We start from the raw sequence: 16675 nt of genomic DNA, 5'->3' as shown, positions 1-16675 counted from the left end.
GGGCCGGCCGGATCGCTCAGACCGCAGCCACCGAGGCAGTCAGGAAGTTCTCCAGCAGGCGCATGCCGTCGACGGTGGTGATGCTCTCCGGGTGGAACTGGATGCCCTCGACCGGAAAATGCCGATGCCGTAAACCCATGACGAACCCGTCGTCGGTGGAGTGAGCGGTCGCCTCCAGCACCTCTGGCAGCGGCTCGCCGACCACCAGCGAGTGGTAACGGGTGGCGACCATGTCCGGCGCCAGGCCGGTGAAGACACCGCGTCCGTCGTGCCGGACGACGCTGGTGCGGCCGTGCATCGGCCGGCCGGAGACCCGCACCTCCGCGCCGAAGGCCATCCCGATGGCCTGGTGACCGAGGCACACCCCGAGCACCGGCACCCGGTCGGCGAAGAGCCGTACCAGCTCCACGTGACCCGAGTCGGCCGGGTGTCCGGGGCCGGGCCCGAGAACCACCGCGTCCGGACCCCAGGCGAGCAGGTCGGCCTCCGACAGCGTCTTCGACCGTACGGTCTCGGCGTGCACGCCGAGATCCCGCAGGTATTGCTGGATGATGTGCACGAAGCTGTCGTAGGCGTCGATGAGAAGCACCTTCACGGCTCCAGATCCTCTCCGGTCAGGGCCCAGTAGGCGGCGGACATCTTGTGGAGGGTCTCGGCCCATTCGCCCTCGGGGTCGGACTGGGCCACGATCCCGGCCGAACTCTGGGTCGAGTACCGGGTGCCGTCGTAGTGGACGGTGCGGATGCAGAGCGCCAGCTCGCTCCAGCCGCGCGCGTCGACCAGACCGACCGCGCCCGCGTAGCTGCCCCGATCGTCCCGCTCGATCTCGCTGATGATCTCCATGGCCCGCAGTTTCGGCGCACCGGTCATCGTGCCCGCGGGAAAGGTCGCCCGCAGCGCCGCCCAGAGGTCCGTGGCCGGATCCATCCGGGCCGAGACGGTCGACACCAGGTGGAAGACGTGGGAGAAGGTCTCCACCGCCATCAGCCGGTCGACGGCCAGGCTGCGCGGGCGGGCGACACGACTGACGTCGTTGCGACACAGGTCGACCAGCATGATGTGCTCTGCCCGTTCCTTCGTGCTGGCGAGCAGCGCCCGCACGCGTTCGTCGTTCCCCTGACCGGTTGGGTCGCGGCGGGTGGTTCCGGCGATCGGCCGCATCACCAGCAGGTCCCCCTCGGTGCGGAACAGCAGCTCCGGGCTGGCACCGATCAGGGTGGAGTCGGCGTGCGGCAGGAGGTACATGTGCGGCGAGGGATTGCGCCACCGCAGCCGCCGGTACACCTCGAGTGGGGTCAGCGAGGTACGCACGTCGATCCGGTGGCCGATCTGGATCTGGTAGACGTCACCGACGTGGATGTGCTCCAGGCAGCGTCGCACCCAGCCGAGGAACGTCTCCCGGTCGACGTTGTCACTGACCTGGTCGGGGGGCGGCGCCGCCGGCACCGCCACCGACACCCCGGCCGGCTCCGGAACCGGTGGTACGTCCGGGAGGGCGGGGAAGCACGGGTTGTCGCCGCGCAGGTGTCGGACCCGGCCGGATCCGGCATCGAACCAGACCGACTGCTGGAACAGGGTCAGCGTCAGATCCGGGACGTCACCCGCGGGCCGGGGAGGCAGGTCCTCCATGTGCCAGGCGGCGCCGTAGCCGGCGGTGAGGAGGAAACCGAAGGCGTACGCCTGCGGTGGCTCGTCGGTCACCACGTCGAAGAGGCGTTGGGTGTGCCGCAGCAGCTCCCAGACGCTTTCCGCCCGGTCGAACCTCCACCGGTCGGGCCCGTCGGTGCGCAACCCGAGTCCGGCGGCCAACCGCCGCAGCGCTTCCACGATTCCGGTCACCCCGTCGAACTCCAGGTGTTCCGGGTGTAGCCGTATCTGCGCGAGACGCCCCCAGCCGACCACCGAACCCCGTCGTTGCGGCTCCGCCCCGGAGAGGTTCTCCAGCAGGAACACCTGGTGACTGCCGAGGCTGGCGGCAAGGGAGGCGTAGAGCTCCAACGGATCGCGCGAGGGCAGCTCCGTCGAACGCACCGCGACCCGCATCCTCGGGTGCTCGAGCAGGCCCGGCGACGTCACGGCGTCGCGATCTGTCCGGGCAGCCTCATTCGTCGGCATCACATCCCCCTTCGCCGCTGCCAGCCAAGCAGGTGGCACCGGGGGACCCCAGACCATTCACCGGTCCGTGTACCGGTCCACTTCGCCCTCGCGGTGTCCGTCGTGGTGGCGAATCCCCAGGCCGCGGAGGTACGCGGACGGTCAGGCCGGGCCGCTCGGGTGGCCCCGCCGGGTTTGACGGGGCCGGGTCCGCCGGGCCTACGCTCAGCCCGGCCGGTCCATGACCCGTCTCACCAGACCATGCTCTGCCGCCGCGGAAGGCTGCCATGACCAGCGCTCTGCTCGCTCCTGTGCACCACGCCCCTACCGCCACCACCCGGGTGGCCGATCACTGGCGCGGCCGACCGGTCGCCCAGGCACCGGACTGGCCGGACCGGGACCTGCTGGACCGGGTGGTCGGCCAGCTCAGTACCGCGTCGACCCTGGTGTCACCGCAGGAGTGTGACGAGCTGACGACCCGGCTGGCGCAGGTCGCCCGGGGCGAGGCGTTCCTGCTCCAGGGTGGTGACTGCGCCGAGACGTTCGGAGGCACCTCGTCACTGGCAATCCGCCGGAAGCTGGAGACCCTGCTCCAAATCGCGGTGGTCCTCACCTACGCCGGCTCACTGCCGGTCGTCAAGGTCGGGCGGATGGCCGGACAGTTCGCCAAACCTCGGTCGGCGCCGACGGAGACCCGCGACGGCGTGACCCTGCCGGCCTACCGTGGCGACGCGGTCAACGGCATCGAGTTCACCGCCGAGGCCCGCAGACCCGACCCGCGCCGCCTGCACGAGATGTACCAGGCGTCGGCGGCGACGCTCGCGATCATCCGGGCCTTCCTGACCGGCGGGTACGCCGACCTGCGTCAGGTGCACGCCTGGAACCAGGACTTCGTCGCTCGTTCGCCCGTCGGCCAACGCTACGAGCGCCTCGCCGACGACATCGACCGGGCGCTGCGCTTCGTCCAGGCCTGCAACATGGACCTGGCCGGTAGCCGCAGGGTCGACCTGTACACCAGCCACGAGGGTCTGTTGCTCGACTACGAGGAGGCACTGACCCGAACGGATCCCCGCAGCGGCCGACGCTACGCCGGCAGCGGTCATCTGCTGTGGCTGGGCGAGCGCACCCGGCAGCTCGACGGTGCCCACCTGGCATACCTGACCACGATCGACAATCCCCTCGCGGTCAAGCTGGGGCCGAAGACCACACCCGACGAGGTGGTCGCCTACGTCGAACTGCTCGACCCGCACCGCCGGCCCGGCCGACTGACCTTCATCGCGCGGATGGGCGCCGAGCTCGTCCGTGACCGGCTTCCGGCGTTGGTCGAGGCGGCCCGTTCCGTCGGTGGCGCGGTCAGCTGGGTCAGTGACCCGATGCACGGCAACACGATCACGGCACCGAGCGGGCACAAGACCCGACGCTTCGACGACATAGTCGACGAGGTGACGGGCTTCTTCGAGGTACACGCCGCGTTGGGCACCCACCCCGGGGGCCTGCACATCGAGCTGACCGGCGACGACGTGGCCGAGTGCGTCGGCGGCGGGGAACCGGTCGCCTTCGACGACCTGCACGCCGGTTACGAGTCGGCGTGCGACCCCCGGCTGAACCGCAGCCAGTCGATCGAGTTGTCCTTCCGTACCGCGGAACTACTGCACACCCACTTCCGGGCGGCCCGGGTCGCCGCTCCCACGAGCACCGAACCGTCCCGGCCGTCCTGAGGCGCCGGGCGGGTGTCGAGAGGCACGCGCCGTCCGGCGGCATGAGGGAGCCGGCGCGGACCGGGCCTGGTGGGCGCAGGCGCGGAGCAATTCTCAAGCGTCGAGAAACTAGGATCCGACCATGGCTAGGACGGACACGGCTTCCCGAGTGATCATGGCTCCGGCCGACCGTGTGTACGCGGCACTCGTCGACCCCGAAGCGCTGACGGTCTGGTTGCCACCCGAGGGCATGAGCGCCCGATTCGAGCGGTTCGACGCCAGGCCGGGCGGGTCCTACCGGCTTGTGCTGACCTATGCCGACGCCTCGACCGCGCCGGGCAAGAGCACCGCGGACTCGGACGTGGTGGAGGCCTCCTTCGTCGACATCGTCCCTGGTGTGCGGGTGGTGCAGGCCGTCGACTTCGTCTCCGAAGACCCGGCCCACTCGGGCACGATGACGATGACGTGGACGGTTACGGAGGTGGAGCAGGGCACGCGCGTGGAGTTCCAAGCGGACAACGTCCCGGCCGGTATCTCCGCCGGCGACCACGCTGCTGGCATGACCTCCTCACTCGCCAACCTGGCAGCGCATCTCGAGACATGACCTGACGATCGGACGGCGGCGGAAGTGGATGCGGTGCGAGCCGGCTAACGGGCAGCCAGTCCTCGACCGTCGACGCCGCCCGGGGACCAGCCGGTGGCGGCAGCCCATTCCTCCGCGACGGTCACGACGAGGTCGACCACCGGGTCTTTGACGTCCGTGTAGACGTCCAGGTCGCCGACTGCGGCGGCCAGAGTGCCCTTGAACCGTCCGTACGCTGGCACTGCTGGCGGGTGCGCCCTGAACCAGTCCCGGAACAGCAGGGCGAGCCGCTCATTCGGTGAGCCTACGAGCCGACAATGCAGGTTGACATGCGGTTCACCGACGCTTCGTCTGTTCCAGTACCGTTTGGCCCACCTGTGTGGCGGGTCGTCACGACCGGCCGGTACGTGGTCTCGCTCGTATGGTCGTCGGCGAAATCCGAGGGCGGCCAGTGGTTCATCGAATGCGACTACGGCGGCGTCGAGGTCGGCGACGCTGACCTGCAGGTCGAACACCGGCTTGGCTGCCATGCCGGGGATCGAGGTGCTGCCGATGTGATCCACCCGCCGTGCCACCGGTGCCAGAACAGCCTGCAGCTCGTGGACGAGCGCCGCTCCCTGTTGCTGCCAATCCGGGTCCGGGGCAGCTACGAACGTGGTGAGCGAATCTGGATCGACCACGTGTAGCACGGTAGCGCAGCGGTTTGGGTCGATCCGCCCGACGTCGCACCGCCGGTGGCGGCTGGACCTGCTGCTCACCGCCAAATAGTGCACGCCTTTGACCCGGCCGTCGGCGACCTTGCGGCTGCGCGCGTACGCGGCCCCGAAATCGAAGGTCACCTCGCCGGTCGAGCTGATGCCGAACGTCTTGGGCTCGCGCGTGAACAGGTGGGCCAGCTCGGCATTGCGGAGAAGCGCCTTCGACGGAATGCAACCCACGTCGAGGCAGACGCCGCCCCAGTATTTCTCTTCCACCACGGCCGTGCGCAAACCGAGTTGAGCAGCACGGATGGCGGCCACGTAGCCACCGGGACCGGCGCCGAGGACCACGACGTCGAATTCGTCAGCCATCCGCAGGTCCTAACCGCACTCTCGGTGCTGACGTGAGTCGCGCGCAGGTGATGAAGAACTGTTCCCTCGCGGGTTGTCCGTGCGAGGTGCGGGGGATCTGGGCGACGATCTCCTAGAACCGGATCCCCGCGTCGATGTCGCGGGTGTAGAGATTGACCAACGCGGCGTCGAACATGCGTCCTGGAGTGGGGTGCTGTCTCTCGTCAGGTGAACAGGCCGGCCGGCGGCGAGTGGTGGCCCTCGCGCACGTGCGAGTAGTCGCGGGCCTCGTCGACGAGGCCCGCCTCGTCGAAACGCAGCACCGTGCATCCGGAGATGGTCAGGGGATGGTCCTTGAGGTGGACCACCGCCCAGTACTCCACGGTTGCGCCATCGCCGTCGACCCGTGGCTCGCCGAACCACACCTGGGCGGGGCGGGACTCCTCGGCGAAGGCTTCCTCCAGGTAGGCCCGGAGGCCGGATCGGCCACGGTACGGGCGGAACAGGGATGCCCAGTGGTCGCCGTCCTCCCGTTGCAGGGCGACGATCGCGTCGACGTCCCGGGTCGGCCAGGCGGCGGCCCAGGTCGTGGCCCAGCGGCGGGCGGCCGTGTGTGTCCGCATGGTGGTGTCCTCCGCTGCTGCCGCGTCTCGGGTCAGCCCAGTTCGTACCACTGACCCCTGACGCTCGCGCGGCCGGCGTCGCAGTTCCACGCCCGCACGCTGGGCAGCGCGATCCTGCGTCGCGGATTCATCGGACGATGCCGGCGGCGCCGGGGGCGGGGCTCGGGCGTTCTGCCCGGTACGAGCGTCTTTGCGCATTGACCACTCTTAATTGACTGTTGCAGTCGTCACACGTTCGACATACAGTCCCTGGGAGAGCTTCGTAGCGATTGGAAAAAGAGTGCGGTCGGGCGACAGCAGCCCCTCCGCCAGTCCTTAGTGGCATCGCTGTTCCGTGCTCGTCGCTCGATACCCACATTCGGCATCCCGTCGACGGCAAGTGAAAGGAACAGCACGTGAAATCAGCAATATCCACCGCTCGAACGTCGTTGTTGGCGCTCGCGGTCTTCGTCTCCGCCGCAGTGCCGGCCGTGCTGACGAATCAGCTGCCGGCCTCGGCCGCGGTTCAGGCGACCTACTATGTCGCCCCGGACGGCAACGACGCCAACGCGGGGACGCTCGAATCCCCATTCAAGACCCTGCAACGCGCACGGGATGTCGTTCGTACGGTGAATACGAACATGACCGGCGACATCAATGTGTTGCTGCGCGGCGGGACCTATCCGATCAGCAGCACCGTCGAGTTCGGCACGAGCGACTCGGGCACCAACGGATTCCGGGTCAGCTATGGCGCGTACCCCGGTGAGAAGCCGGTCCTCGACGGCGGCGTCCAGGTGACCGGGTGGACCCAGCACAGCGGCAACATCTGGAAGGCGCCACTGGACCGCGCCAACAAGCTGCGGGCGCTGTACGTCAATGACAAGCGTGCCCTCATGGCGTCTAAGACGATCAGCTCGGGCGGGTGCTACGGGACGTACAACATCACCGCCAACCAGGCCGCGTGGGCCTGGGAGTCGGGCTCGCAGTGCGACGGCGCCAAATACAACCTGAACGATTTCCCCGCCGTCGCCCGCAACCAGGACGACATCGAGATCGAGACGGGGACGACCTGGACCACGGCCATCGTGGGCGTCCGCCAGGTGACCACGAGTTCCGACGGCGCGAACCGGGTCGCCCTGTTCCAGCAGCCGGGTGCGGCGATCGCCCAGGGCTCGTTCAACGGCAACGCCCAGGTGGGCGGCACCCACAAGCTCATGAACGCCTACGAGTTCCTGGACGCGCCGGGCGAGTTCTTCTTCGACAAGGGCACCAAGACGGTCTATTACTACAAGGCCACTGCCGACAACATGTCGACCGCGACGGTCTACGCGCCGAACAACGTCACCACCGTGCTGCGGGTCGCCGGCACCTCGACCAGCAGCCACGCCCGCAACATCACGTTCTCCGGCCTGACGGTGCAGCACTCCGACTGGAACCTGTTCAACGTTGCCGGCGCGTCGTTCAAGCAGGCGCAGCAGGGCAACCTCGGCGCCCAGGTGTACGCGAAGGGCAACTTCCACGTCTACCACTACCGCAACGTGGACGTCGTTCCCGGCATCGTCCAGGTGCAGAACGCCGACGCGATCCTCCTGCAACGCAACCGGATCCAGCACACCGGTGCCGACGGGATCAGCATGGTCAACGACGTGCAGGGCTCGCAGTTGATCGGCAACTCCACGAACGACATCGCCGGCTCCGCGATCCTGGTGGGCCATCCCCAGCACGTCTACATCGGAGACGGCACGTCGACCAACCGCGAGAAGTACTCCGCGCAGGTCGAGGGGCTGCCGAAGAACATCGACATCAAGAACAACTATCTCTACGACAGTGCCGTCCTGTTCAACGGGCACAGCCCCATCTCGGCCTACTTCGCGGACACCCTCACCATCCAGCACAACCGGATCGAGAAGACTCCGTGGTCGGGCATCACCCTCGGCTGGGGCTGGTGGAACTTCGACGGGTCATCGGGCTCGATCGTGCCCAACCGACCCACCACGACGGCGCGAAACAACAACATCAGTTACAACCACATCATCGACACGGTGCAGCGCCTCAGCGACACCGCCCCCATCTACACGCTCGGCAGCCAGCCCGGGACGATGATCACCAACAACTATCTCCAGGGCGTTCCCTCGGGCCACAAGTACGGGCTGCACCCGGACGAGGGATCGGCGTTCATCACGTTCCGCGACAACGTCCTGAGCATCGACAAGAACGTCACCTGGATGATCAATTCGGACGATTTCGGGCGCAAGCACGATCTGAGCATCACGCAGATCTACGGCCCGATCAACAAGGTCTCCAACAAGAACCTGCCGAACAGCACTGTCGCCGACATCCTCGTCTCCTCCGACTATGTCTGGCCCGCGGCGGCCTACAGCATCGCCGCGAACTCCGGACTTGAGGACGCGTACCGGGACATCGTTGCGGCGAGCACCTTCTCCGCGCCGAACTACGTGCTGCCGGCCAGCACGTTCGTCGCGAGTGCCACGGCGTCGATCCCGATCCGCAGCACCGGTGACGCCACCAAGTCGGTCTGGCTGGCTCCGTCCGGCACGACCACCTTCACCGCCGGGGCGACGATGACCAGGGCGACCGGCACCGCCACGTCCATCGCCGTGCCGACGACCCAGGGCGAGTACCGGCTCTACGTGGTCGACGCGCAGGGCAACCGATCGGCGGAGTCGACCTTCATCGTCCGGCAACAGCAGGGCGGTGGCGGCACGGGCGTCGGGCAACTCGTGGGTGGCCAGTCCGGCCGCTGTGTCGAGGTGCCCAACTCCTCGACCACCAACGGCACCCAGACGCAACTCTGGGACTGCTCCACCGGCACCAACCAGCGGTGGACCCAGACCGCCAGCAAGCAGCTGACCGTGTACGGCAACAAGTGCCTGGACGCGTCCGGGGCCGGCACGGCCAACGGCACCGCGGTCATCATCTGGGACTGCCACGGCGGCACGAACCAGCAGTGGAACGTCAACACCAACGGCACCATCACGAACGCCCAGTCCGGGCTCTGCCTCGATGCCAACGGCGCTGCCACCGCCAACGGCACGAAGGTGATCCTCTGGTCGTGCAACGGCGGCGCGAACCAGCGGTGGACGCTGCGTAGCTGACCGATCAGACCCCGGGGCCAGGCCGACACGGGCCTGGCCCCGGGCTATTTCTGGTATCCGTAGTTGTCGCAGGTCCGGCGGCCGAGGACGCAGTTCTTGGTGCGCTTGTTCATGGTGGCGACGTCCCACATCACGAACGCGTCGCCGTGCATCGACGAGGCGCTCTTGCCCTCCTTGTCGGAGGAGAGGTAGTAGCCCGACGGGGTGCCCTTCGCCGGGTACTGGATGTCGAAGGTGATCGCCGGAACCCGGACCGGATGGCTGGGCGGGCAGGCGTCGCCGCTGCCGTACGCCACATGGTCCTTGTGGTTGGGGCTGTCCAGGTGCTTGCCGTCCCAGCAGTCGGGGAACTGCATCATGAAGTGCAGCGTCGCGTCCCCTCCGCAGATGGGCCAGTTGCCGTTGGTGCTGCGCGCCACGCCGTCGAGATCCCCCGGGCCGTAGAAGGCGCAGTAGAACTGCCCGGTCGCGCCACGCGGTGTCGGCTGCTTCTTCTTGGCGTCGCCGGAGATCATGCGCAGGCCGTTGGGCAGGGGCATCTGGCCTGTCGAGTTCTTGGCAAGCGATCGGTAGTAGACCCGGAAGCCAGTGGTCTCGACCGGCTTGCCCGTCGCGTTGTCGTAGAGCGTGGGCACCCAGTAGGCGGAGTGGTCCTGCGCCGGCTTGCAGGAGGTGGCCGTGAACTTCGTCAGGTCACCGGCGACGGTGTTCGCGTCGACGGCCTTGTTGCCGACGAAGGAGTGCATGTGTGAGGCACCCGGTAGGCCGGGAGCGACGATCGGGTCGTCCGGCAATTGGTGGCTGTACTGGCAGTCCGCGCGGAACTCCGGCAGGTTGCCCACACCGGCCGGGACCGGGTCGATCGTCAACGCCCGGTACGCGTCGGCCTGCGCCTTCCAGGCCGCGCGGTCGACGGGAATCCAGCCGGTAGCGGGGATCTTCGGCGCGGCGGCGGTGGACGGGGTCGCGGCGATCGACGGGGTCGTGGAGGCCAATGGCGTCGCGACGGCCGACGCTGCCGCAGCGGACTCGGTGGGCCGGGCCGATGGAGACGGGTAATCCACGGCGTTGGCCGCGTTCGACGGCTCGGGCGGCACCCCGCCGTTGCCCAGGTACACGCCCCCGGCCGCGACGACGAGCAGCACCGCCGCTCCGGCGGCCACGCCGAGTTTGGTGCGGGCCGGCCACCCCGGCGGGCGATGACGTGACGGGGGTGGGCTCTCGTACGACACCTGTCACTCCCAACGAGCCGACATGAGGCTGACCCGAACGGCCACGGCCGCCGAATGGTAGGTGCCCGCCGCCCGTACTCGACAGTTCCTTAAACCTTCCATAAAGCACGCGGACGCGGGTGTCCACACAGGTCGGTGCGTCGTGCCTGGCCACGGACGCGGAACGGCCGAATGTCGCGGATTACCGTTCCCCGGGGTGATATGTATCGCTTTCCCAACCCGTCGAAGGCGAAGGTTGCCTCGCCGGCGAGGTCGACGGTGGGTGCTCCGCCCGCTCTGGTCGGGTTGGCGGGACCGGAAAATGTCGGCCGGAGAGGTGCTGGCGGACAGCGTGCGGGTAATGCCAGGTGATGAAGTCGACCTGGAAGCCCCACGAGAAGCACGGCGGCCTGTCGAGCAAGGACAAGCGCGAGCTGCCGGAAACCGTCTTCGCGTTCCCTCGTGAACGTAAGGAACCGATGACCGACGCGGGCCACGTCCGCAACGCCATCGCCCGCTTCGACCAGGTGCAGGGCGTCACCGACGAGGACCGGGACCTGGCCTTCCAGAACATCCTCGCCGCCGCCAAGCACTACGACGTCGAGGTCGCCGAGACGAACTGGCGCCAACTCGGCAAACTCCCGCACACACCCAATCCCGCCCACTGATCCGGACAGGTCCGCGTCGACCAGGCGGCGGTGTCGGTGCGGCGAAGGGTGGACCGGGCCGGATAGGACTGCCGGCCGGTCCACCGTCCGCCGCCACTACCTGGTCAGTCGCGCGACCTCCCGGGCCAGCACCTTCGCCCGGGCCTCGGGGGTGCGGGCCCTGAGCACCGGCAGGATCACGGCATACCGGGCGGATCGGCCGAGCCGGTCGAACACGGCGCTCGCGCGGGGATCGGCGGACAGCGCGGCCAGGAGGTCGGGCGGGGTGGTGGCGGTGCGCTGCCTCTCGTACGCCGCGTCCCATCGCCCGTCGGCCTTGGCTGCCGCGACCTCCCGGAGCCCGGCGGGCCGCATCCGGCCGGCCGCCGTCAGGGCCTCGACCTTGGCGACGTTGACCTGTGACCAGGTGCTCCGTGGGCGGCGGCGCGAGTAGCGCTGCAGGAACGACAGGTCGTCCAACGCCCTGCGTTGTCCGTCGATCCAGCCATGGCAGAGGGCCACGTCGAGCGCGTCGGTGATCGTGATCGAGGCCAGCCCGGAGTGCCGCTTGGCGATCCGTAGCCACGCCTCGTCGCGTAGCTCGTGCTGTGTGGCCAGCCACGCCTCCCACGCCGCCGCGTCGGGAAAGTCGAGCACCTCCACGTCAGCTGCCCTTCAGTGCGGCCAGGATCTCTTCGTAGTGCGGGTTCTTCATGACGCCCAGCACGTTGCCGAACGGGTCGACGACCGACGCGGTGATGAACCCCTCGTCCCCGTGCGGGGTGATCGGCTGGTACTCCGTGGCACCCAGCGCCAGCAGACGCTTGACTGTCGCGTCGAGGTCGTCGACGTACCAGTGCATGACCACGCCCCCGGGCCCCGTCGCGGCGTTGGGCGGGCCGAACCTGCGGTCGATGATGCCCAGCTCCGCCTGGTAGTCACCGATCCGGAACTCGGTGTAGGCCGGGCGTCCGTCGGGCCCCGGGCGCATGAAGTACGCCTCGACGCCGAGGAACTCCGCGTACCACTTGGTGGCCGCCTCCACGTCGTCCGCCCAGATGTTGAGTGTGGCAAATCCTCGCAGGCTCATCAGGTGTCCTCTCATCGATGTGTTCGGTGTCGACGCTATCGACGATTGCGGAAGGTCTGGTTCCGCAATCGCGGGTGTAGGCCGTCAATTCCCGGGTAGTCGCCGCCGTTGGCTCGACGGATGCGGGGGCAGCGTGGCGACGACCTACCCGGCGGTGGAGGAACACGGCCTGATCGGTGACCTGCAGACCGCGGCGCTGATCAGCACGGACGGCACTGTCGACTGGTTCTGTGCGCCCCGTTTCGACTCCCCGAGCGTCTTCGCCGCGCTGTTGGACCGCAATCGGGGCGGCCACTTCCAACTGTCGCCCGACGGCGTCTACTACATGAGCAAACAGCTCTACCTGCCCGGTACGCCGATCCTGATCACCCGCTTCCACAGCGCCGACGGCGTCGCGGAGCTGTTGGACTTCATGCCCGTCACCGGTGCACGCGCCACCGAGCGGCACGTGCTGATCCGGCTGGTCCGGATGGTCCGGGGGAGCATGCGGTTCCGCTTCGACTGCCGGCCCCGGTTCAACTACGGGCGCGATCCGTACACCCTCGAGGTGCACCCAGAGGGTGACGTCTTCCGGAGCCGGACGCTGACCCTCACCCTCACTCCCTTCAAGAACGTGGAACGGGTGTTCAACGCCAGGGACATCCGACGGGACGCCGACGGGGTGTCCGCGTCGTTCACCCTGCGGCAGGGCGACATCGGCGGGGTGGTCCTGGAGACGGCCTGCCCGCACGCGCCCCGGGCGCTCACCACCGACGAGGCGTGCGACCTGCTCGCACAGACCCGCGACTACTGGCGGCGGTGGGTGGGTGGTTCCCGTTACACGGGTCGCTGGCGGGAGGTGGTCGAGCGGTCGGCGATCACGCTCAAACTGATGACGTACGCGCCGACCGGCGCCCTGGTCGCCGCGCCCACCGCGGGGCTACCGGAGCAGATCGGCGGGCCGCGCAACTGGGACTACCGCTACACCTGGGTCCGGGACGCGTCCTTCTCGGTGCACGCGCTGCTGCGCCTGGGCTTCACCGACGAGGCCCAGAAGTATCTGCTCTGGCTCGACGCGCGCATTCGTGCGGCCAGTGACGGTGACATCCCGCTGCAGGTCATGTACCGGATCGACGGCTCACCGGACCTGTCGGAGGAGGTGCTGGATCACCTGGAGGGGTACCGCGGTTCGGCCCCGGTGCGCATCGGAAACGGTGCGGCGGGCCAACTGCAACTCGACATCTACGGCGAGGCTCTCCTCGCGTTGGAACTCGCCGACCGCAGCGGGCTGATCCCGCCGTACCAGGGTTGGCGCAAGACTGCCGGTTTGATGGACTGGCTCTGCGCGCACTGGGACCAACCCGAGGACGGCATCTGGGAGACCCGGTCCGGTCGGCAGGACTTCACCTACGGGCGGGTGTTGTCCTGGGTCGCGCTCGACCGTGCCATCCGCATCGCGCACCGCCGAGGGCGCCCCGGTGACACCGCCCGCTGGGCCGCCGAACGCGACGCCATCTACGAGCAGGTCATGACCCGTGGGTTCAACCAGGAGCGACAGGCGTTCGTGCAGCACTACCGGTCCGACATCCTGGACGCCTCGCTCCTGGCGATGCCCGGGCTGAACTTCATCTCACCGACCGACCCGATGTGGGAGTCGACGCTGCGGGCGATGGACACCGGACTCGTCTCCGACAGCCTGGTCTACCGCTACGACCCGAAGGCCTCGCCGGACGGCCTGGCCGGCACCGAGGGCACCTTCAACATGTGCACCTTCTGGTACGTCCAGGCGCTCGCCCAGGCCGGTCGGCTCGACGACGCACGGTTGACCTTCGAGAAGATGCTCACCTACAGCAACCCCCTCGGCCTCTACGCCGAGGAGATCGCCCCGACCGGTGCGCAGATCGGCAACTTCCCGCAGGCGTTCAGCCACCTGTCCCTGATCAGCACGGCGACCCACCTCGACGACCTGCTCGGCGAGCAGTGCTGACCGCCGGGGTCAGAACAGTGTCAGCGGCTCGACCGGGATCGGCTCGGGCAGCGCGTCGAGTTCGGGTACGCGTGCTCGTACCTCGTCGTGGAAGCGCCGCGCGAGCACTGGCGCGTCGGCGTTGTCCGGGGTGTGCACGAACATCGTCGGTGAGCGCCCCTCCCGTAGCCAGGCCACGGTGACGTCGATCCAGCGCTGCCACCCCTCGACGGTGCGAGCCGAGTCGTCCCGGCCGAGGTAGCGGACGATCGGCCGGTCGGTCAACGCGAGCGACCGGAGCGGCACACGCGGCTTCTTGGTCCAGGCGTCCCGCTCCGCGTCGCTGGTGGGTGGGCTCGCGAAGAAGGCGGTCGTGTCGAAGGGGATCCACTCGGCGGACGCGTCGGCGAGGGTCGCCTCCAGCAGTCGGGCGGCGTGGGCGTCGCCGAAGAACGCGGGATGGCGGACCTCCACCGCGTACCGGTGCGACTGCGGGAGTTGGCCCAGGAACCGGCGCAGGGTCGCGACGTCGGTGGGGGCGAACGAGCCGGGCAGTTGGATCCAGAGGGTGTGTACGCGCGGGCCGAGCGGCTCGATCGCGTCCAGGAAGGTGTGCAGTGGTTCGCCGACGTCGGTGAGCCGGCGTTCGTGGGTGATGACCTTCGGAAGCTTGAGGACGAACCGGAAGTCGGAGTCCGTCTGGGCGGCCCACGACGAGACGGTGTCCCGGGCGGGTGTCGCATAGAACGTCGTGTTGCCCTCCACCGCGTCGCACCAGCTGGCGTAGTGCCGCAGACGTTCCGTCGGCGGCAGCAGGTGCCCCGACCACGACCGGTGGCTCCACATCGCGCACCCCACGTGCAGCCGCATGACCGCCCTTCCCGCCGCTCGACCGGAGCCCACCGTATCCGGGCCAGCCGATGCGACCGGGCCGACGGTCGTCAACTCAGGGTTGACGCAATGAGATCGTCAACTTATGGTTGACGCATGACAGATCCTCTCCAGATGAGCAACACCGTCAAGCTCGACGACCTGATCCAGGCGATCAAGAGGGCGCACACCGACGCGCTCGACCAGCTCACCGACGCGGTCATCGCCGCCGATCACCTCGGCGAGGTCGCCGACCACCTGATCGGGCACTTCGTCGACCAGGCGCGCCGCTCGGGCGCCTCCTGGACCGACATCGGCCGCAGCATGGGGGTCACCAAGCAGGCCGCCCAGAAGCGCTTCGTCTCGAAGGCGTCCGACGGGCTGCCGCTCGACCCGAACGAAGCCTTCAGCCGGTTCACCCCCCGGGCCCGCAACGTCGTGATGGCCTCCCAGGAGGAGGCCCGCGCCGCCGGAAACGCCGAGATCGGCCCCGAGCACCTGGCGCTGGGCCTACTGGCCGAGCCGGAGGGGCTGGCCGCGAAGGTGATGGCCGGCCGGGGTGCCACCTCCGAGGCGGTGCGGGAGAAGGTGGGTGCCACCCTTCCGCCGCCGGCCGAGCAGGTCCCGGACCTCATCCCGTACGACGCACGCGGCAAGAAGGCGTTGGAGCTGACCTTCCGGGAGGCGCTGCGCCTCGGGCACAACTACATCGGCACCGAACACATCCTGCTGGCCCTGCTGGAGCAGGAGGACGGCGCCGGCGTGCTCACCGATCTCGGCCTGGCGAAGGCGACGGTCGAGGCCGACCTGGCGGCGGCGCTCGCCGCATTCACGGCGCAGCAGACGTGAGGCCCTGGGGTCAGGGTGCCTCGGGAAAGCCGTAACGCAGGGCGTGCTCCGGGTCGGCCGGGTCGATCTGGCGCACGCCCGCGTCGGCGAGACGCTTGTTGACCTCGTCGAGCCGCTCGCGCACCAGTCGGGCCTCCTCCTCGGTGACCCGGCCCCGGTGTGGTTTGCCGGCGTGCTCAAGCGTGCTGTAGTCGATCTTCTCGGCGCTCTTGCGGGCCTTCGGTGGGCGGACCCGCTCGGCCGTCCGCAACAGCTGCGCCATCGGCACGTCGGTGGCCATCGCGTCGAACTCGCTGGCCGTCAACACCACCCGACGCGGCTCGCCGCCGCCGTGCTGGTCGTGGATCTCCACCACCGCCACGTCCAGGGCGGCGTCGTCGATGTGCTCCACCTCGCCCGGGGTGGCGTCCAACTGCACGGGCCCGGCGACCAGGTCCGGGTGCTCCAGCACGACGACGCGCACCACCTCGTCGTCCTGCTGCAGAACCGTGCCGGTGAAGTCGGAGACGTGGATCGTCTTCTTGCCCATGCGCGGAGCTTCTCCTGTCGTAGGCCGGGATGCCGGACCACAAGAAATTACCCGACAGGTGTGCGAAAGCCCGCGCTGGACCTCCCCGGTGTGTCGCCGAACGGGGGCTGCCGGTCGACCGGCGAGTCAGTGCGTGTTCAGCCGGTGCCGACCGGAACTGCCGACGGCCAGCTTGTTCAGCCCGGCCCAGGACAGTGCGCTGCCGCCGATCGCCCGGGGGTTGCGGTAGCGCGGCTGGGGCGGAATGCCGCCAGCGGTCCCCGCGGTGAGCCAGAGTCGCTCGGGGTCCTGCTGGTGGTGGTAGGGGTCATTCGGCATTGCCCTACCGTCCCAAACAAAGGTGTCCAGGTTGAAAAATAGATATGACGGTCGATTGCCGCACCAGGTCTGCGC

At 68.7% G+C, this 16675-nt stretch carries 16 protein-coding genes; 6 read left to right on the top strand and 10 right to left on the bottom strand.

The features are described 5' to 3' along the window. Nucleotides 1-16 precede the first annotated feature (16 nt). Both ACGFIQ_RS03155 and ACGFIQ_RS03150 read right to left on the bottom strand, forming a co-directional pair. Nucleotides 17-595 (bottom strand): anthranilate synthase component II, encoded by a 579-nt coding sequence (locus tag ACGFIQ_RS03155; protein ID WP_393238362.1) that lies wholly within the window; start codon nt 593-595, stop codon nt 17-19. Beyond that, nucleotides 592-2115 (bottom strand): anthranilate synthase component I family protein, encoded by a 1524-nt coding sequence (locus ACGFIQ_RS03150; protein WP_393238359.1) that lies wholly within the window; start codon nt 2113-2115, stop codon nt 592-594. The genes ACGFIQ_RS03155 and ACGFIQ_RS03150 overlap by 4 nt, the downstream gene beginning before the upstream one ends. A gap of 266 nt (nt 2116-2381) precedes the next feature. Here ACGFIQ_RS03150 and ACGFIQ_RS03145 point away from each other — a divergent pair, with 266 nt between their 5' ends. Together ACGFIQ_RS03145 and ACGFIQ_RS03140 are read left to right on the top strand one after the other, a co-directional pair. After that, nucleotides 2382-3812: a class II 3-deoxy-7-phosphoheptulonate synthase gene (locus ACGFIQ_RS03145; protein ID WP_393238356.1), complete on the top strand. Its 1431-nt coding sequence runs from the start codon at nt 2382-2384 to the stop codon at nt 3810-3812. Nucleotides 3813-3960: 148 nt separating this feature from the next. After that, entirely contained in the window at nt 3961-4395 is a 435-nt protein-coding gene (locus tag ACGFIQ_RS03140) for an SRPBCC domain-containing protein (protein ID WP_393238353.1), read from the top strand. Nucleotides 4396-4439: 44 nt separating this feature from the next. Here the strand turns inward: ACGFIQ_RS03140 and ACGFIQ_RS03135 are convergent, their stop codons facing one another. Together ACGFIQ_RS03135 and ACGFIQ_RS03130 are read right to left on the bottom strand one after the other, a co-directional pair. After that, a complete protein-coding gene (locus ACGFIQ_RS03135) occupies nt 4440-5444 on the bottom strand; it encodes a GrpB family protein (protein ID WP_393238350.1) in 1005 nt (334 codons plus the stop codon). A 203-nt stretch (nt 5445-5647) separates the two neighbouring features. After that, nucleotides 5648-6046 carry a nuclear transport factor 2 family protein gene (locus ACGFIQ_RS03130; RefSeq protein WP_393238347.1) on the bottom strand — a complete coding sequence of 133 codons (399 nt, stop codon included), beginning with the start codon at nt 6044-6046 and terminating at the stop codon, nt 5648-5650. Nucleotides 6047-6441: 395 nt separating this feature from the next. Between ACGFIQ_RS03130 and ACGFIQ_RS03125 the strand changes: the two genes are divergently transcribed. Beyond that, complete coding sequence (locus ACGFIQ_RS03125; RefSeq protein ID WP_393238344.1) at nt 6442-9141, top strand: RICIN domain-containing protein; 2700 nt, start codon at nt 6442-6444, stop codon at nt 9139-9141. 44 nt (nt 9142-9185) lie between these two features. Here the strand turns inward: ACGFIQ_RS03125 and ACGFIQ_RS03120 are convergent, their stop codons facing one another. Further along, nucleotides 9186-10373: a DUF1996 domain-containing protein gene (locus ACGFIQ_RS03120; RefSeq protein ID WP_393238341.1), complete on the bottom strand. Its 1188-nt coding sequence runs from the start codon at nt 10371-10373 to the stop codon at nt 9186-9188. 350 nt (nt 10374-10723) lie between these two features. Between ACGFIQ_RS03120 and ACGFIQ_RS03115 the strand changes: the two genes are divergently transcribed. Further along, nucleotides 10724-11020, top strand: coding sequence for a DUF6582 domain-containing protein (locus tag ACGFIQ_RS03115; protein WP_357071300.1), 297 nt, complete (start codon nt 10724-10726; stop codon nt 11018-11020). A gap of 96 nt (nt 11021-11116) precedes the next feature. On the opposite strand, the gene ACGFIQ_RS03110 is transcribed toward ACGFIQ_RS03115, so the two are convergent. Both ACGFIQ_RS03110 and ACGFIQ_RS03105 read right to left on the bottom strand, forming a co-directional pair. Then, nucleotides 11117-11662, bottom strand: coding sequence for a YdeI family protein (locus ACGFIQ_RS03110; RefSeq protein ID WP_393238338.1), 546 nt, complete (start codon nt 11660-11662; stop codon nt 11117-11119). A 1-nt stretch (nt 11663) separates the two neighbouring features. Then, nucleotides 11664-12089, bottom strand: coding sequence for a VOC family protein (locus tag ACGFIQ_RS03105; protein WP_393238336.1), 426 nt, complete (start codon nt 12087-12089; stop codon nt 11664-11666). Here ACGFIQ_RS03105 and ACGFIQ_RS03100 point away from each other — a divergent pair. Next, nucleotides 11989-14055: a glycoside hydrolase family 15 protein gene (locus tag ACGFIQ_RS03100; protein WP_393238333.1), complete on the top strand. Its 2067-nt coding sequence runs from the start codon at nt 11989-11991 to the stop codon at nt 14053-14055. The genes ACGFIQ_RS03105 and ACGFIQ_RS03100 overlap by 101 nt on opposite strands. Before the next feature lie 9 nt (nt 14056-14064). Here ACGFIQ_RS03100 and ACGFIQ_RS03095 read toward each other — a convergent pair whose 3' ends face one another. Further along, entirely contained in the window at nt 14065-14880 is an 816-nt protein-coding gene (locus ACGFIQ_RS03095) for a DUF72 domain-containing protein (protein ID WP_393240326.1), read from the bottom strand. A gap of 141 nt (nt 14881-15021) precedes the next feature. Here ACGFIQ_RS03095 and ACGFIQ_RS03090 point away from each other — a divergent pair, with 141 nt between their 5' ends. After that, nucleotides 15022-15753 carry a Clp protease N-terminal domain-containing protein gene (locus ACGFIQ_RS03090; RefSeq protein WP_393238330.1) on the top strand — a complete coding sequence of 244 codons (732 nt, stop codon included), beginning with the start codon at nt 15022-15024 and terminating at the stop codon, nt 15751-15753. A 10-nt stretch (nt 15754-15763) separates the two neighbouring features. Here ACGFIQ_RS03090 and ACGFIQ_RS03085 read toward each other — a convergent pair whose 3' ends face one another. Then, nucleotides 15764-16282: a hypothetical protein gene (locus ACGFIQ_RS03085; RefSeq protein ID WP_393238327.1), complete on the bottom strand. Its 519-nt coding sequence runs from the start codon at nt 16280-16282 to the stop codon at nt 15764-15766. 126 nt (nt 16283-16408) lie between these two features. Continuing rightward, nucleotides 16409-16600, bottom strand: coding sequence for a hypothetical protein (locus tag ACGFIQ_RS03080; protein WP_393238324.1), 192 nt, complete (start codon nt 16598-16600; stop codon nt 16409-16411). Between the last annotated feature and the right edge of the window lie 75 nt (nt 16601-16675).

Source organism: Micromonospora sp. NPDC048898 (assembly GCF_043198035.1).
Lineage (GTDB): Bacteria > Actinomycetota > Actinomycetes > Mycobacteriales > Micromonosporaceae > Micromonospora.
This window is presented reverse-complemented; position numbering and strand designations above follow the sequence as displayed.

Coding starts and splice junctions, on each gene's coding strand:
- ACGFIQ_RS03150 (WP_393238359.1), bottom strand. CDS start 2,115: ATGCCGACGAATGAGGCTGCCCGGACAGATCGCGACGCCGTGACGTCG.
- ACGFIQ_RS03145 (WP_393238356.1), top strand. CDS start 2,382: ATGACCAGCGCTCTGCTCGCTCCTGTGCACCACGCCCCTACCGCCACC.
- ACGFIQ_RS03135 (WP_393238350.1), bottom strand. CDS start 5,444: ATGGCTGACGAATTCGACGTCGTGGTCCTCGGCGCCGGTCCCGGTGGC.
- ACGFIQ_RS03130 (WP_393238347.1), bottom strand. CDS start 6,046: ATGCGGACACACACGGCCGCCCGCCGCTGGGCCACGACCTGGGCCGCC.
- ACGFIQ_RS03115 (WP_357071300.1), top strand. CDS start 10,724: ATGAAGTCGACCTGGAAGCCCCACGAGAAGCACGGCGGCCTGTCGAGC.
- ACGFIQ_RS03100 (WP_393238333.1), top strand. CDS start 11,989: ATGAAGTACGCCTCGACGCCGAGGAACTCCGCGTACCACTTGGTGGCC.
- ACGFIQ_RS03105 (WP_393238336.1), bottom strand. CDS start 12,089: ATGAGCCTGCGAGGATTTGCCACACTCAACATCTGGGCGGACGACGTG.
- ACGFIQ_RS03095 (WP_393240326.1), bottom strand. CDS start 14,880: ATGTGGAGCCACCGGTCGTGGTCGGGGCACCTGCTGCCGCCGACGGAA.
- ACGFIQ_RS03090 (WP_393238330.1), top strand. CDS start 15,022: ATGACAGATCCTCTCCAGATGAGCAACACCGTCAAGCTCGACGACCTG.
- ACGFIQ_RS03085 (WP_393238327.1), bottom strand. CDS start 16,282: ATGGGCAAGAAGACGATCCACGTCTCCGACTTCACCGGCACGGTTCTG.
- ACGFIQ_RS03080 (WP_393238324.1), bottom strand. CDS start 16,600: ATGCCGAATGACCCCTACCACCACCAGCAGGACCCCGAGCGACTCTGG.